We start from the raw sequence: 15,398 nt of genomic DNA on the forward strand, positions 1-15,398 counted from the left end.
TTTTTCCTAGTATCTTTGCTTAAACAACAAAATTTAAATTATGTACGGAGATATAAAAAACCATTTACAACAAGAAATAGAGTCTATAAAAGAAGCTGGTCTTTTTAAGGAAGAGCGTATCATTACGTCTCCCCAAGGTGCAGAAATAACGCTTAATACAGGACAGAAGGTATTAAATTTCTGTGCTAACAATTATTTAGGTTTATCATCACATCCAGATGTAATCCAAGCGGCAAAAGACACTATGGACACACATGGTTTTGGGATGTCTTCAGTACGTTTTATTTGTGGTACTCAAGATATTCATAAAGAATTAGAACAAAAAATTGCCGATTTCTACGGAACAGAAGACACGATATTATACGCTGCAGCCTTTGATGCTAATGGAGGCGTTTTTGAACCTTTACTAACAAAAGAAGATGCTATAATATCAGACTCTTTAAATCACGCTTCTATTATAGATGGCGTAAGATTGTGTAAAGCAGCTAGATATCGTTACCAAAATAATGATATGGCAGATTTAGAAACACAATTAATTTCAGCCAATGCTAATGGAGCACGCTTCAAAATTATTGTAACTGATGGTGTGTTTTCTATGGATGGCCTTGTTGCTCCTTTAGATAAAATATGTGATTTAGCAGACAAGTATGATGCTATGGTAATGATTGACGAATGTCACGCCACAGGGTTTATTGGAGAAACAGGAATTGGAACATTAGAAGAAAAGGGTGTTTTAGGCAGAATTGATATTATTACAGGAACTTTAGGAAAAGCTCTTGGTGGAGCCATGGGAGGTTATACCACAGCAAAAAAGGAAATCGTTGAGTTATTACGTCAACGCTCAAGACCTTACTTGTTTTCAAATTCTCTAGCTCCAGCAATTGTTGGTGCTTCTATTAAAGTATTTGACATGCTTAAAAATGACACTACATTAAGAGATAAAGTAGATTGGAACACCAAATACTTCAAGAAAGGAATGAAGGAAGCTGGTTTTGATATTGTAGATGGTGATTCTGCAATTGTCCCAGTAATGTTATATGATGCTAAATTATCTCAAAATATGGCAAATATGTTATTAAAAGAAGGCATCTATGTTATTGGTTTCTTTTATCCTGTAGTCCCAAAAGATAAAGCTAGAATTAGGGTACAACTCTCTGCTGCACATGATAAGAATCAGCTAGATAAGGCCATTTCAGCTTTCATTAAAGTGGGGAAATCATTAAATGTTATCTGATATACTACAAATCTTAACACAAACACTCTATATTAGGGCGATATCCCAATAATTTTATATATTTGTCTTTGTTAATAAAGTTTAACAACTTACTTTTGCTAACAATTAACACTTAAAAATTAAAATTAATTAGAATATGAAAAATCTTAGCAGATTATTTTTTGTAGCAGTGCTTATCGCAAGTTTTAGCACTTCTAATGCTCAAGACAAGAACAATCCATGGGCTATTACAATTGGAGCTAACGCAGTTGACTTTTACCCTGTAGGAGAAGACACACCTCAAGGTGACTATTTTGACGAGTACTTTAATGCGAAAGATCACTGGAACATTCTTCCTTCGCTATCTACAGTCTCTGTATCTAGATACCTTAGTGATGGTTTTACTTTTACTGCTAAAGGTTCTATAAATAGAATTGACAAATTTGGTTCAAACTTCGATCCTATTACAGGAGAAGAGTCTACAAACAAAATTGACGATTTAACTTACTATGGTTTAGATGGTGCTGTATCTTACAGTTTTATGGATCTTGTACAGTCTAAAACAATCGACCCTTATTTAGGTGTTGGTGGTGGTTACACTTGGCTTGATGAAATCGGAGCTGGAACTTTAAACGGAACTTTAGGTTTAAAATACTGGTTCTCTGAAAACTTAGGCTTAGATGTTCAATCTACTTATAAGCATGCTTTTGAAGATTATTTACCTACACATTTCCAACATTCAGTTGGTCTTACTTTCAAGTTTGGTGGTACTGATACTGATGGTGATGGTATTTATGATCAAGATGATGCATGTCCTGAAGAAGCTGGATTAGAAATCTTTAACGGTTGTCCTGATTCTGATAATGATGGTATTCAAGATTCTAAAGATGATTGTCCTTACGATGCTGGTTTAGCTGAGTTTAACGGTTGTCCTGATACTGATGGTGACGGTGTAATGGACAAAGATGATAACTGTCCTGAAGTTGCTGGTTTAAAATCTTTAGCTGGTTGTCCAGATGCTGATGCTGATGGTGTTGCTGATGGTGATGACAAATGTCCTAACCAAGCTGGTCCTGCTGCAAACAACGGATGTCCTTGGCCAGATACTGATGGTGACGGTGTTTTAGATAAAGACGATAAATGTCCTAACGAAGCTGGTACAGTGGCAAACAACGGTTGTCCTGAAGTTAAGCCAACTGAAGAAGTAATGGATACTTTAAATGAATATTCAAGATCTATCTTATTTAACTCTGGTAAAGCAACTTTCCAGAAACAAACTGACAAAGTATTACAGTCAATGGTAGCTATCTTTAAAGAATACCCACAAGCTAACTTCTCTTTAGAAGGTCATACTGATTCTGATGGATCTAAATCAATGAACCAAGCTTTATCTGAAAGAAGAGCTAATGCAGTTAGAGATTACTTAATCGCTAATGGTATTAGTGCTGACAGATTAACTGCTGCTGGTTTCGGTGAGTCTAATCCTATCGCTAGCAACAAAACAAGAGCTGGTAAAAAAGAAAACAGACGTGTAGAGGTGAAGTTGAAAAACTAATCACATCTAAAATATATTAAAAAAACGCTCCGATATTCGGGGCGTTTTTTATTTTTATAAAATGATAAGTTTTATAAAATCGGTTCTCATAGATCTTCAAAAGAAAGGCCTAAAACTAGAAGACCTCTATTTCATTCTACCAAGTAAACGTGCTGGTGTTTTTCTTAAACACCATCTTTCTACATTAATAGATCAACCTATATTTGCTCCTCAAATACTTAGCAGTGAAGAATTTGTAGAAGAGTTATCTGGTTTACAAAACCTACCTAATACAGATTTATTATTTAGGCTCTACGAATCCTATAAAGCGCTAACTGACGAAGAAGAGCAAGAGTCTTTTGAATCGTTTTCTAAATGGGCTCAAATCTTATTACAAGATTTTAACGAGATTGATCGTTATCTCATCCCACAAGAACACATCTTTGATTACTTAAATGCTATAAAAGAGCTTCATCATTGGTCTTTAGAAGTGAACCAAACCAATCTTATTAAAAATCATTTAAAGTTCTGGAAACGACTTAAAATGTATTACACCGCTTTTACGGAAAACCTATTACAGTCCAAACAAGGTTATCAAGGTCTAATTTATAGAGAAGCCGTTGAAAACTTAGAATCGTATATTGAAAATTCTACCCATAAAACACATATTTTTTTAGGTTTTAATGCCTTAAACACTGCTGAATCTCAAATTATACAAGGCTTACTTAAAAATGATTTAGCTGAAATTTATTGGGATATTGACACTTCTTTTATTGATGACACTATACATGATGCTGGGTGGTTTACAAGACAACACAGAAAACAATGGAGTTATTTTAAAACGCATCCTTTTAACTGGGTCACATCGCATTACAAAGAAGAAAAGAATATTAAAGCCATTGGCATCCCCAAACTTGTTGGACAAGCAAAATATATTGGTCAAATATTATCGGAACTAACAGAAACCAAAACTAACTTTTCTAATATTGCAGTTGTTTTAGGAGAAGAACAATTATTACTTCCTGTATTAAATTCTATTCCTAAAAACATAACCAAACTCAATGTTACTATGGGTTTGCCGTTACAGTTTGTTCCCTTAGCCTCGTTTTTTGAGCAACTATTTAATGTTCATAAAAACAATCCGAAGCAATTCTATTACAAAGATGTTATAGGATTACTATCGCACCCTTCCGTTTATCCTTTATTTGAAACTACAACAACAAATGTTTCAAGTGTTATAGTCGCAGATATTCAAAAAAATAATACGGTTTATATTACTGTACAGGAACTTAAACAACTTGCTAACTCACATAAAGAACTTATAGCATTATTATTTCAGTCTTGGAACGACAATCCAGAAACCGCTTTAAAAAATTGTTCTGAATTGATTTTAAAAATGAAAACCAATTTTGATAGCAATAAACAACATCACAGTTTAGAATTAGAATATCTATATCGCTTTAACACCCTATTTAATCAATTATCAAAATTAGATACAACCTATAAATACCTTGAGTCAATAATTGCATTACAGTCTATTTACAAAGAACTCCTAAGCTCAGAAACCCTAGATTTCAAAGGAGAACCATTAGAAGGACTTCAAATTATGGGAATGCTAGAATCGCGTGTTTTAGATTTTGAAACGGTGATTATAAGCTCTGTAAATGAAGGGATTCTTCCTTCAGGAAAAACGAACAATTCCTTTATTCCTTTCGACGTAAAAATTGAAAATAACCTACCCACTTTTAAAGAAAAAGACGCTGTTTACACCTATCACTTTTATAGACTTTTGCAACGCGCTAAAAACGTCTATATTTTATACAACACCGAAATTGATGCTCTAAAAGGTGGTGAAAAAAGTAGATTCTTAACACAGCTAGAAGTTGAAGGGATTCATGAAATAAAAAATAGCATAGTATCTCCAGATGTTCCCATTGTAGAACAAAAACTGACCGAAATAACAAAAACACCATCGGTTATGGAACAAATAAAAGTATTATCTGGAAAAGGCTATTCACCTTCGTCCTTAACCAATTATATCAGAAATCCGATAGATTTTTATTATGAAAAAATACTCGGAATAAAAGAGTTTGAAGACGTCGAAGAAAATATTGCAGCCAACACTTTAGGTTCCGTTATTCACAATTCACTTGAAGATTTTTATAAACCCTTAGAAGGTTCTATTTTAACTATTGAGCATCTTAAAGATTTTAAAAGTCGTACTAAGAAAATGGTAACTAAGCATTTTGAAGAACTCTACAACAAAGGTGGTTTTTCTCAAGGTAAAAACCTTATCATTTTTGAAATTGCCCAACGTTACATTTCAAATTTTTTAAATTTAGAATTAGAGAGCCTTAAACAAGGAAATGAAATTAAAATCCTTTCGATTGAAGCTGATGAAGCCATTGATATTAAAATTGAAGGTTTAGATTTCCCTATTAAGTTAAAAGGGAAAGTGGATAGAATTGATAGCTTTAATGGTATAACTAGAGTTATCGATTATAAATCGGGTAAGGTGGAACAAAATAAAGTAGAAATCGTTAATTGGGAAGACTTAACTACAGATTACACAAAGTACAGTAAATCGTTTCAAATTTTATGCTATGCTTATATGATGCGACAACAAAATCTAATAGCGCTACCAATTGAAGCAGGTATTATTTCGTTTAAAAATTTAAGTGAAGGTTTATTGAAATTCGGAAAAAAGGCGTCATCTCATGCGAGAACAAAAGACCAATTAATTACGAATGAAACCTTAGATAATTTTGAAATAGAGCTCAAAAAACTCATTACAGAAATCTGTAATCCAAAGCTTAATTTTACTGAAAAAGAACTGGACTAATGACAATTGATAAACATATAATTTTAGAAAGAGATGGTAAAAAACCCATCTTAATTGATACCTTTTATTCTGAAGGAAAATCAAATCAACCTATAGTCATTTTTTGTCATGGCTATAAAGGGTTTAAAGATTGGGGAGCATGGGACCTTATGGCAGAAGCATTTGCCATTGTTGGATTTTGTTTTATAAAATTCAATTTTTCACATAATGGCGGCACGATGGAAAATCCTATTGATTTTCCTGATTTGGAAGCTTTCGGAAATAACAATTACACGAAAGAGCTAGACGATTTAGATGCGGTTATAACTTGGTCTCAAAATCATTTCAAATCGAATTCAAAAATAAACACCAACACTATTTGCTTAATTGGTCATAGTCGCGGCGGAGGTATTGCGCTACTAAAATCTTCGGAAGATCAACGAATCACTAAACTGATTACTTTGGCTAGTGTAAGTGATTTTGCGAGTCGGTTTGGCTCTGAAGAAGCACTTAAAACATGGAAAGAAGACGGTGTTAAATACGTAGAGAATGGTAGAACGAAACAACAAATGCCACATTATTACCAATTCTTTGAAGATTTTGAAACTCATAAAGCGAAGCTTGATATCAAAGCCGCTACAACACAAATAGACATCCCAATGCTCATTATTCATGGTGATAACGATACTTCTGTAAATATCAGTGAAGCAGAAGCGTTACAGCAATGGAATCCTAAGAGTCAACTAAAGGTTATTGAAAATGCAGATCATGTGTTTAATACGAAACATCCTTGGAGTAAAAGTGAACTTTCTGAGGAATTAAAAACTGTTGTCGAAACGGCTATTCAGTTTATAATATAAAAAAAAGCATGCCTTAAGCATGCTTTTTGTGGAGAAGATGGGATTCGAACCCACGACCTCTTGACTGCCAGTCAAGCGCTCTAGCCAACTGAGCTACATCCCCAAATTATTCGATATTATTTTAGTCCACTTAAAACCAAAACCGGCAATGTAGAACTGTGAAAATCTTTTTTCAAGATTGTATCCTTTTCCCATAATTTATTAAAAAAACCTCGCTTTCGACGCACGACACATAATAAATCTGGGTCATTCTCTTTATAATGTTCTAAAAGCGCTAAGAATGTATTAGGACTTTCAACGTTTATTGTGGTTGTAATCATTGATTTTAACTCGTCATTAATTTCAAAGTCACGCTTTTTATGATGAGGAGTCTTTACTAAAAGTAAGGTTAATGCAGATTCAAATTGTGTTTTTAAATACTTTAAAGGAAGCAAGACCTTATCTTTTTTTACAGTCGCAGATTTAACGGCCATAAATATTTTTGAATAAGGCTTAAACACGCAGTTTTCAGGAACAATTAATGCAGGTATTTGTGTTTGTTTAATAATCTTACCAGACGTTTTTCCTAAATACACTTCGTCTTTAATAGAATTGGTACGCGGCTCTATAAGGATTAAATCAACATTTAATTTTTTACAGATTTTTTCTAAGGTCTTTACCAACTTCCCTTTATACGTTTTGGTAATGACTTCAACACCTTTAGTATCTATGGATGCTACATGTTTTTCTAAAAATGATTTAGACTCGGCTTCTAAAATATCATCTATCTTAATCATGGTGCCTGCTTTACTATAAACATCATATATTTGAACCACATAAACCTTAGCACCAAAAGCTTGCGCAAAATCTATAGCATATTGTAAATGCGACTTTGCGTTTTTTGAGGAACCAACAGGAACTAATAGCGTTTTCATCTTTAGAAAATTAAGATTAACATTAGGACAAAAGTAAACATTATAAATGATTCGAATAGCAGAAGAAAAAGATATTCAACCCATTTTAGAAATCACAAAAGCTTGTGCTAAATCTATGATTTCTAGCGGTATTTATCAGTGGAATGAGCACTATCCCAATACGTCTGCATTTCAAAAGGACATTAAACGCGAAGAACTTTATGTTTTAGAAATTAATCATGCAATTAAAGCTTGTATTGTGATTTCTGCATTTATGGATTCGGAATATGAGCCTATCAAATGGTTAACACCTAATATTAACAACATTTATATTCATCGTTTAGCTGTTCATCCTCAATTACAAGGCAAAGGTTATGCACAACAATTGATGCATTTTGCAGAGCAATTTGCTATTGATAACAACTATAGTTCTATTCGATTAGATACCTTTTCGCAGAACAAAAGAAACCAAAAGTTTTACGAACTTCGCGGTTATAAACGATTAGGAGATATTTACTTTCCAAAGCAAAGTGAATTTCCTTTTTACTGTTACGAATTGGTATTGTGAGCACAGCTATAACTTTAAAACAAATTAATAAATTGGCGATTCCTGCTTTAATTTCGGGAGTGTCTGAGCCTATTTTATCTTTAACTGATGCGGCAATCATTGGTAATATGGAACAGAATGCTACAACATCTTTGGCAGCAGTTGGTATTGTAACGACATTTTTATCCATGCTAATTTGGGTCTTAGGCCAAACTAGAAGTGCCATTTCTTCAATTATTTCGCAATACTTAGGTGCCGGAAATGTGGAAGCCGTGAAGAATTTACCAGCCCAAGCTATTTTTGTAATTACAACACTCAGTCTTGTAATTATAGCTATTACCTATCCCTTAGCTTCGCCTATTTTTAAACTTTACAATGCCTCGGGCGACATTCTAAATTATAGTGTAGACTATTATCAAATTCGGGTTTTTGGATTTCCCTTTACCTTGTTTACCATCGCTGTTTTTGGAACCTTTAGAGGTCTTCAAAACACCTATTTCCCTATGCTAATTGCTATTTCTGGTGCATTGGCCAATATTATTCTCGATGTTGTGCTTGTCTATGGTATTAACGGTTTTATTCCTGCTATGCATATTAAAGGTGCTGCATATGCAAGTGTTATTGCGCAATTAATTATGGCTTTACTTTCGGCTTATTATTTACTTAAAAAAACAGATATTCCGTTAATCGCAAAATTGCCTTTTAATCCTGAAATGAAACGTTTCGCGTTAATGATTCTCAATTTATTTATTAGAACGATTGCCTTAAATATCGCCTTGTATTTTGGAACTAGTTTTGCCACAAAATATGGTGAAAGCTACATTGCGGCTTATACCATTGCTATTAATTTATGGTTTTTAGGGGCTTTTCTTATTGATGGCTACGCAAGTGCGGGTAATATTTTATCAGGAAAATTATTTGGAGCAAAAGATTATAAAAACCTTTTAGAATTAAGTAATAAACTGATTAAATATGGCATTTTCGTCGGGCTTTTTATTGGAGTAATTGGTGCTGTATTCTATTATCCTTTAGGCAATCTATTTAGTAATGACGAAGCTGTATTAACGGAATTCTACAGCGTGTTTTGGATTGTTTTAGCCATGCAACCTTTATGTGCTCTAGCTTTTATTTTTGATGGTGTTTTTAAAGGGCTAGGCAAGATGAAGTATCTTAGAAACGTTTTGTTATTTTCTACAATTGTAATTTTTGTTCCAGTTATATTTTGGGTAGATCGCCTAGATTATAAACTCTATGGTATTTTTATCGCCTTTACATTGTGGATGATTGCTCGAGGCTTACCATTAATTATAAAATTTAGAAAAACATTTATTCCTCTAGCGCAAAACACTTAAATTTGATTATTAATTTTATTTCTATAATGAGCTTATTAATAACAATACTACAAGACGGTAATATAGACGAAAAACTTAAAAATGCACCAGACAGCAGTTATGGTGTTGGCGTGTTTATTGGTACACTCTTACCTTTTGTGGTTTTAGTTCTCATCGCTTTTGCGATTTATAGATATAACAAAAACAGATATAAAGACGAATAGTATGGATATTCTTGGCTTTTTAGGTGGAAACGGCTTATTCCTTATATTAGGATTAGTACTTATAATTATATTTTTCTACAACAAATATAAAAGACGTTAATATAGATTTACCGCGTTTTTAACCAACCTGTAATACTCAATCGCTGTGTATTTACGGGTTTTACTTCATGCTCTAATTCTTGGCTTTCAAAAATAACAACTTTGCCAGGAAAAGGATAAATAACCTTGTCTTCACCGTCTAAATAAAGGACTAATTCACCTCCGTTTTCGGGTTTCCAATCTTCACTATTTAAATAACAAACAAAAGATAATTTACGTCTATCATCATTCTGAAATGTATCTAAATGTCGTTTGTAATAGGTGTCCTTAGGATAAATGGCATAATGGAATTCCTTCTGATTAATACCAAGAAAACAGGTGCGATTGAGATAATCTTTTAAGTCATTGATTTTATTAAAGAATAATTGCTCCGCAGAATTGATAACGTTTTCATCTATCCAAAGAATAATATCTCCGCGTACTGCTTTTTTAACAAGCGCATTGGTTTTATTCCCAATAGCCGATTTTTTAAACGCATCTTCTTCATACTTTAAAAGCAATGAATGCCGTAGAGCAACAACCTCATCTTCTGAAAAAAAATCATCAACAATACTATATTTTTGTGATGAAATGTCTGAAATAACACGCTCATAAAGCGGATTTTCAACAAACGGAATAGCTTCGAAAAGGCTACTCACCGTGACTTTTAAAGAAATTTAATCCTTTCATTATTTTTTAAAAATTTAAAAAAAGTGCGCAAATGTAATCTAAAAAGCCATTCCTTTTACATTTATAATATCTTTGCACTATAATTTAAAATCGCATGAGTAAAATTCGCATTACAAAACAATTTTCTTTTGAAACAGGTCACGCCCTATACGGTTACGACGGAAAGTGTAAAAATGTCCACGGTCATAGTTACCACCTTTTTGTTACCGTAATAGGCACACCAATAGCCGATTCCAACAATGTAAAATTTGGAATGGTCATCGATTTTGGTGACTTAAAGAAAATAGTAAAAGAAGAAATTGTAGATGTTTTTGATCATGCTACGGTTTTTAATAAAAACACACCACATGTGGAATTGGCCAAGGAACTAGAAGCAAGAGAGCATAATGTGTTGCTTGTAGATTATCAGCCAACAAGTGAAATGATGGTGATTGATTTTGCGGAAAAAATAAAACAGCGTTTACCAGAAACTATAAAATTACATTCTTTAAGGCTTTCAGAAACCACTTCTTCTTTTGCTGAATGGTATGCTAGTGATAATGAGTAAACCTAACCACATACATATTGCCGACGGAAAAAAAATCTATTTTGCATCAGATAATCATTTAGGAGCACCTACAAGTGAAGCCTCTCGACCTCGAGAAAAAAAATTCGTTGCTTGGTTAGATGAGATCAAACATGATGCTGCTGCTATTTTTTTGATGGGAGATCTCTTCGATTTTTGGTTCGAATATAAAACCGTAGTGCCTAAAGGTTTTACAAGAACTTTAGGGAAACTAGCAGAAATTAGTGATTCCGGAATTCCGATTCATTATTTTGTGGGTAACCACGATTTATGGATGAATGGCTATTTTGAAGAAGAATTAGGTATTCCTGTTTATCATAAGCCTAAAGAATTCACGTTTAATGACATCTCTGTCTTTATTGGTCATGGTGATGGTTTAGGACCTGGAGATAAAGGCTATAAACGCATGAAAAAAGTGTTTACGAGTCCCTTTTTTCAATGGTTATTCAAATGGATGCATCCTGATATTGGAGTTAAAATCGGACAATATATGTCTGTAAAAAACAAAATGATTTCAGGCGATGATGATGCAAAATTTTTAGGAGAAGACAATGAATGGTTAGCGGTATATTGCAAACGTAAACTCGAAGATAAACACCGAGATTATTTTGTATTTGGTCATAGACATTTGCCTTTAGAAATTGATTTGAATGAAACGTCTAAGTACATTAATTTAGGCGACTGGATTCAGTATTATACCTACGGAGTTTTTGACGGTGAAAATTTTGAATTGAAGACATATTAATTTCTTCCTGTTTTTACTTTAACAGAAGCGTAAGTGGACACAGAATAAGGCACCACAAAGCACAAGCCAAGCTTTAACCAATTTACCTTTTCAAAATTCAAATGATATAAAAGGTCTCCTTGGTTGATAATATTTAAAATACAACCAACCACTATAGCGACTTTAATCGAAGAGATGACGATGTCTTTTTCTAAAGCTATTTTAAGCAGTTTTAGAATCATACTAAATGAAATGTTTAAATATTTTGCTGGCAAAAGTAATAAAAATGATAAGCCTTAAAAGTGATTTTATACTCCATCTTTTTGATGTTCTTCAATATCTTTAGTAAGATCTAGTTCACGTAATGATTTGTTTTTAAAATGCATTGTTGTCACCGTAATAAGTGTTACGGTACCTCCAAGTATTACAGCCAATGGCGCTCCAAATAGTTTTGCAGCGACTCCACTTTCAAGCGCTCCAAGCTCATTAGAAGACCCAACAAACATAGAGTTAACGGCACCAACCCGTCCTCTCATATCATCTGGCGTCTTAAGCTGAAGAATGGTTTGACGAATTACCATAGACACACCATCAAACACACCAGATAAAAATAAAGCAACCAGACTTAGCCATAACAACTTAGAAGCGCCAAAAATAATCATACATATTCCAAAGCCAAAGACTGAAATTAGTAGTTTTTTTCCAGTGTTTTTTGTGATTGGTAAATAGGTGGTTGCCACCATAGTAATAATACTTCCCGAAGAAAGGGCTGCATTTAAATATCCAAAACCTCTTGGGCCTGCGCCTAAAACATCTTTTGCAAATACAGCAAATATGGCCACGGCACCACCAAATAAAACAGCAATCATGTCTAAGGTTAGTGCTCCTAAAATAACCTTATCGTTAAACACAAATCGTAGTCCAACTTTTAAACTGTCCATCACCGATTCATTCGTTTTTTTATTTAAAACAGGTTTCTTTTTTATACCAAAGACTAATATTAATGCTAACATCACGAGAGAAAATATAATTCCAAGCGTATAATGCACACCAATCCATGCGATTAAAAATCCGCCACAAAGTGCACCAAATACATTAGCCCCTTTCCAGGTACTACTACTCCATGTGGCTGCATTTGGGTATATTTTTTTAGGTACAATTAAGGCTATAAGCGAGAAAATAGTAGGTCCAAAAAAAGCTCTTAAAACACCACCAAAAAACACTAAACTATATATGCCATATAGAATATAGTTGACAGTCCAAGAACTTTCAATAGCTTCTGAAGTGAGCCAAAACAAGCCAAAACTGATTAATGAGAATAAGGCAATGCAAAGTGTAAACAAGTTTCGTTTTTCTTTTTTGTCAACAATATGACCTGCAAAAGGGGCGAATAAAAATGCGGGTAAAAATTCACAAAGCCCAATAATGCCTAGACTTAATTTATCATTAGTTAAAGCATACACTTGCCATTCGATGACAATAAATTGCATAGACCAACCAAAAACCAATGCAAAACGCACCAATAAAAAGATGTTGAATTCCCTGATTCTTAATGCTGCATATGGATCGTTTTTCGCCAATTTGGTTTAATAAATAAGGTTTTAGATGATATGTAAACAAAACACCTATTTATTAACATGTTTTGAGAATGTGTTAATGAAATTCGTTTTTGTTAACATGTTTCACGTAAATGTTAATGAAATCTAGAAATCATAACTTATAGTCATATTCAGAAAATAGTTTTAGTAAACTATTATTTACAAAGTAATTGTCTCTTCCTATTATAACTTTAGTCAAAATATTACCATCGCTATTTGCTAACTCATTCAAATATTTTGAAGCCGTCTGTCTACTGACTTTTAAATCTTTTTGTAAAAATTCAATTTTTGTATAAGGATGTTTAAATAGGTTATTTATTAAATCTTGGCTATAGAATTTAAAGTTATCTCGAATGAAAAACTTATAATTTTGCATTTCTCTTTTCATATCTGTTATAAGCTTTATAGCCTGAATTGAGACAGATTCAACTGCATCCAAAATAAAACAAATCCAACTTTCCCAATTATTTGAGTCTCGAACATCCTGCAGCAATGAATAGTAAGTAGCTTTATTTTGAATAATATACCTACTTAAATATAAAGAAGGATATTCTAATAAATTTCTTCTTACTAAATAAAGAATGTTAATTATCCTTCCTAACCTCCCATTTCCATCGTAAAAAGGATGAATACTTTCAAATTGATGATGTATTATAGCCATTTTTATCAAAGGATCTAAGTCGTCTAACTCATCATTATTAATATAATCAACAAGATTACTCATTAAATCTTTTACGACTAACTTAGATTGAGGTGGAGTATATACTATTTCTTTTGTTTTATCATTTTTTAAATCCGTACCAGGTAAGGTTCTATAACCTGCGTTATTTTGTTCTAACTCTTTATGTATCGTCAAAATACTACTATTAGTAATAAGTCGGTTTTTGTATACAAATTCATAGCCTATTTTTAGTGCAGAAGCGTAATTCTGAACTTCTTTGGCCGCAATATTTTTCACTAAATTCATATTAAGCTCTGCCTTAAAAAGCTCATCATGTGTAGTAATAATATTTTCTACAGCAGAACTATCCTTGGCTTCCTGAAGAGCAAGTGTATTAATTAAAATTGATGGATTTGGCATTGTAGCTGCAACACCTTTTAGTTCTGCTAAAGCAGCTCTAGCGTTAGGTAGTTTTTTTAAAACTCTTTTTGTCTCAAAATCTGTTTTTAACGGTAAATTTTCTAAAATATACATGCCCTAAAGTTATCTAATTTCAATCAATTTAAAAGCAACACGTCTATTTAATTGGCGTCCTTCTTCTGTGTCATTATCTGAAATAGGTTGCGTACTTCCAAAACCAAATGATTTAATCCTAGTTGCATTCAATCCTTTTTCAATAAAATAGTCTAAAACCGCTTTGGCACGTTGTTCTGATAATTCTTGGTTTCTAGCTTCTAATCCAATGGAATCGGTATGACCATAGATTTCAACTTTTAATGTAAAATTAGTTTCTAAATGTTTGTAAAGTTGATTGAGTTCTTCTTTTGAAACAGCTAACAATTCGGCTTTATCAAAATCGAATAATACATTTTTGAAGGTGTAAATCTCATTAGTTTTAATGATAGGTTCTTCAAGCGTTTTAAGGGTTTCTTTTTTGATGTTCTCTTCTTCTTTTTCTAAGGGTTCAATGGAAACGTCATCGATATAGTAATAGGAAAACGATTCATATTTAGTTTGTCTAGCTTTACTTCTTTTAGTGTCGGTATTTGTATTAAAATTTCCTATAGCAAAGTAATTTTCAAAACCATTTGCGGTATATAGAAAGGAAACCTCCATCCAGTCTTTATCATTATCGTAGAATTCTTTGCTGAACGTTGGACGAAATGTTAAATTAGGAATTCGTTTTGCAAAGTGTTTTGCATTGATATTCGTTTTACTTTTGGATGCATTGAATTTCTCAGACGTCATCATAATCCCCAATTCTTTGAGGGCATATCTTGAGTTTTCCGCTAAACTGATATAGAATTTAACTTGATATTTCTTCCCTCGCTCTAAGGTAGTTTTTAATGTACCTTGAACATATTCTCTATAGTCTTTCTTGAAATACGCATATATACCAGCATAACCATTTCCGGTTCTGGCTTTTTGATAACCATTGAAGTTTTGGAAACCCATTTTCTCGCTACACGAATTAAAATAATCCGTTGTGCCATTATTGGGAATCGTCCAGTCTTTTACATTCCTATGAAATAAGCTCATATCTCTAGGGCAATCATAGAAGTTTTCAAAACTTGGATTTAAAACTAAGTTTTGACTATTTGAAATAAAGCCACAAAGAAAGAAGAGCAATACGACTGGTTGTTTCATATACAATCAACG

15 protein-coding genes and 1 tRNA gene are annotated in these 15,398 nt (G+C 32.9%); 9 read left to right on the forward strand and 7 right to left on the reverse strand.

Annotation, left to right across the window (positions count from 1 at the left end):
• Positions 1-40 precede the first annotated feature (40 nt).
• From kbl to ABD730_RS13625, 4 genes are all read left to right on the forward strand, one after another.
• Positions 41-1,234 carry a glycine C-acetyltransferase gene (gene kbl, locus ABD730_RS13610; RefSeq protein ID WP_215926131.1) on the forward strand — a complete coding sequence of 398 codons (1,194 nt, stop codon included), beginning with the start codon at positions 41-43 and terminating at the stop codon, positions 1,232-1,234.
• Between the two features lie 136 nt (positions 1,235-1,370).
• A complete protein-coding gene (locus ABD730_RS13615) occupies positions 1,371-2,768 on the forward strand; it encodes an OmpA family protein (RefSeq protein WP_215926133.1) in 1,398 nt (465 codons plus the stop codon).
• A gap of 61 nt (positions 2,769-2,829) precedes the next feature.
• Entirely contained in the window at positions 2,830-5,589 is a 2,760-nt protein-coding gene (locus ABD730_RS13620; protein ID WP_344715400.1) for a PD-(D/E)XK nuclease family protein, read from the forward strand.
• The gene (locus ABD730_RS13625; RefSeq protein ID WP_344715402.1) at positions 5,589-6,428 is read left to right on the forward strand and encodes an alpha/beta hydrolase family protein; all 840 of its coding nucleotides are present in this window, start codon (positions 5,589-5,591) and stop codon (positions 6,426-6,428) included. The genes ABD730_RS13620 and ABD730_RS13625 overlap by 1 nt, the downstream gene beginning before the upstream one ends.
• Before the next feature lie 29 nt (positions 6,429-6,457).
• Here ABD730_RS13625 and ABD730_RS13630 read toward each other — a convergent pair.
• Positions 6,458-6,531: transfer RNA gene (locus ABD730_RS13630), tRNA-Ala, on the reverse strand.
• Between the two features lie 13 nt (positions 6,532-6,544).
• A complete protein-coding gene (locus ABD730_RS13635) occupies positions 6,545-7,342 on the reverse strand; it encodes a universal stress protein (protein ID WP_215926164.1) in 798 nt (265 codons plus the stop codon).
• A gap of 46 nt (positions 7,343-7,388) precedes the next feature.
• Between ABD730_RS13635 and ABD730_RS13640 the strand changes: the two genes are divergently transcribed.
• The 3 genes from ABD730_RS13640 to ABD730_RS13650 are packed head-to-tail and all read left to right on the forward strand — an operon-like array spanning position 7,389 to position 9,423.
• A complete protein-coding gene (locus ABD730_RS13640) occupies positions 7,389-7,889 on the forward strand; it encodes a GNAT family N-acetyltransferase (RefSeq protein WP_344715404.1) in 501 nt (166 codons plus the stop codon).
• Positions 7,886-9,220 carry an MATE family efflux transporter gene (locus ABD730_RS13645; RefSeq protein WP_344715406.1) on the forward strand — a complete coding sequence of 445 codons (1,335 nt, stop codon included), beginning with the start codon at positions 7,886-7,888 and terminating at the stop codon, positions 9,218-9,220. Before ABD730_RS13640 ends, ABD730_RS13645 begins: the two co-directional genes overlap by 4 nt.
• Before the next feature lie 26 nt (positions 9,221-9,246).
• Entirely contained in the window at positions 9,247-9,423 is a 177-nt protein-coding gene (locus ABD730_RS13650; RefSeq protein WP_175455539.1) for a hypothetical protein, read from the forward strand.
• 107 nt (positions 9,424-9,530) lie between these two features.
• On the opposite strand, the gene ABD730_RS13655 is transcribed toward ABD730_RS13650, so the two are convergent.
• Positions 9,531-10,160 (reverse strand): 2OG-Fe(II) oxygenase, encoded by a 630-nt coding sequence (locus ABD730_RS13655; RefSeq protein ID WP_344715411.1) that lies wholly within the window; start codon positions 10,158-10,160, stop codon positions 9,531-9,533.
• 125 nt (positions 10,161-10,285) lie between these two features.
• On the opposite strand from ABD730_RS13655, the gene ABD730_RS13660 reads away from it, so the two are divergent.
• Both ABD730_RS13660 and ABD730_RS13665 read left to right on the forward strand, forming a co-directional pair.
• Positions 10,286-10,738 carry a 6-pyruvoyl trahydropterin synthase family protein gene (locus ABD730_RS13660; RefSeq protein WP_334468446.1) on the forward strand — a complete coding sequence of 151 codons (453 nt, stop codon included), beginning with the start codon at positions 10,286-10,288 and terminating at the stop codon, positions 10,736-10,738.
• A gap of 10 nt (positions 10,739-10,748) precedes the next feature.
• Positions 10,749-11,501: a UDP-2,3-diacylglucosamine diphosphatase gene (locus ABD730_RS13665; RefSeq protein WP_344715665.1), complete on the forward strand. Its 753-nt coding sequence runs from the start codon at positions 10,749-10,751 to the stop codon at positions 11,499-11,501.
• Here the strand turns inward: ABD730_RS13665 and nrtS are convergent.
• From nrtS to ABD730_RS13685, 4 genes are all read right to left on the reverse strand, one after another.
• Positions 11,498-11,722 (reverse strand): nitrate/nitrite transporter NrtS, encoded by a 225-nt coding sequence (gene nrtS / locus ABD730_RS13670; RefSeq protein ID WP_092445697.1) that lies wholly within the window; start codon positions 11,720-11,722, stop codon positions 11,498-11,500. The two genes, ABD730_RS13665 and nrtS, sit on opposite strands and share 4 nt — an antisense overlap.
• A 66-nt stretch (positions 11,723-11,788) precedes the next feature.
• Positions 11,789-13,060, reverse strand: coding sequence for an MFS transporter (locus ABD730_RS13675; RefSeq protein ID WP_344715418.1), 1,272 nt, complete (start codon positions 13,058-13,060; stop codon positions 11,789-11,791).
• Between the two features lie 130 nt (positions 13,061-13,190).
• Positions 13,191-14,273, reverse strand: coding sequence for a Fic family protein (locus ABD730_RS13680; RefSeq protein ID WP_334468451.1), 1,083 nt, complete (start codon positions 14,271-14,273; stop codon positions 13,191-13,193).
• Between the two features lie 9 nt (positions 14,274-14,282).
• On the reverse strand, positions 14,283-15,386 hold the full coding sequence (locus ABD730_RS13685) for an OmpA family protein (RefSeq protein ID WP_344715420.1): 1,104 nt from the start codon (positions 15,384-15,386) through the stop codon (positions 14,283-14,285).
• Positions 15,387-15,398: the final 12 nt, after the last annotated feature.

It is taken from the genome of Winogradskyella damuponensis (assembly GCF_039538385.1).
In the GTDB taxonomy this organism is placed as follows: domain Bacteria; phylum Bacteroidota; class Bacteroidia; order Flavobacteriales; family Flavobacteriaceae; genus Winogradskyella; species Winogradskyella damuponensis.

Bases quoted from the DNA above. Each gene is read 5' to 3' on its own strand.
- kbl (WP_215926131.1), top strand. From the start codon at position 41: ATGTACGGAGATATAAAAAACCATTTACAACAAGAAATAGAGTCTATA.
- ABD730_RS13615 (WP_215926133.1), top strand. From the start codon at position 1,371: ATGAAAAATCTTAGCAGATTATTTTTTGTAGCAGTGCTTATCGCAAGT.
- ABD730_RS13620 (WP_344715400.1), top strand. From the start codon at position 2,830: ATGATAAGTTTTATAAAATCGGTTCTCATAGATCTTCAAAAGAAAGGC.
- ABD730_RS13625 (WP_344715402.1), top strand. From the start codon at position 5,589: ATGACAATTGATAAACATATAATTTTAGAAAGAGATGGTAAAAAACCC.
- ABD730_RS13635 (WP_215926164.1), bottom strand. From the start codon at position 7,342: ATGAAAACGCTATTAGTTCCTGTTGGTTCCTCAAAAAACGCAAAGTCG.
- ABD730_RS13640 (WP_344715404.1), top strand. From the start codon at position 7,389: ATGATTCGAATAGCAGAAGAAAAAGATATTCAACCCATTTTAGAAATC.
- ABD730_RS13650 (WP_175455539.1), top strand. From the start codon at position 9,247: ATGAGCTTATTAATAACAATACTACAAGACGGTAATATAGACGAAAAA.
- ABD730_RS13660 (WP_334468446.1), top strand. From the start codon at position 10,286: ATGAGTAAAATTCGCATTACAAAACAATTTTCTTTTGAAACAGGTCAC.
- nrtS (WP_092445697.1), bottom strand. From the start codon at position 11,722: ATGATTCTAAAACTGCTTAAAATAGCTTTAGAAAAAGACATCGTCATC.
- ABD730_RS13680 (WP_334468451.1), bottom strand. From the start codon at position 14,273: ATGTATATTTTAGAAAATTTACCGTTAAAAACAGATTTTGAGACAAAA.
- ABD730_RS13685 (WP_344715420.1), bottom strand. From the start codon at position 15,386: ATGAAACAACCAGTCGTATTGCTCTTCTTTCTTTGTGGCTTTATTTCA.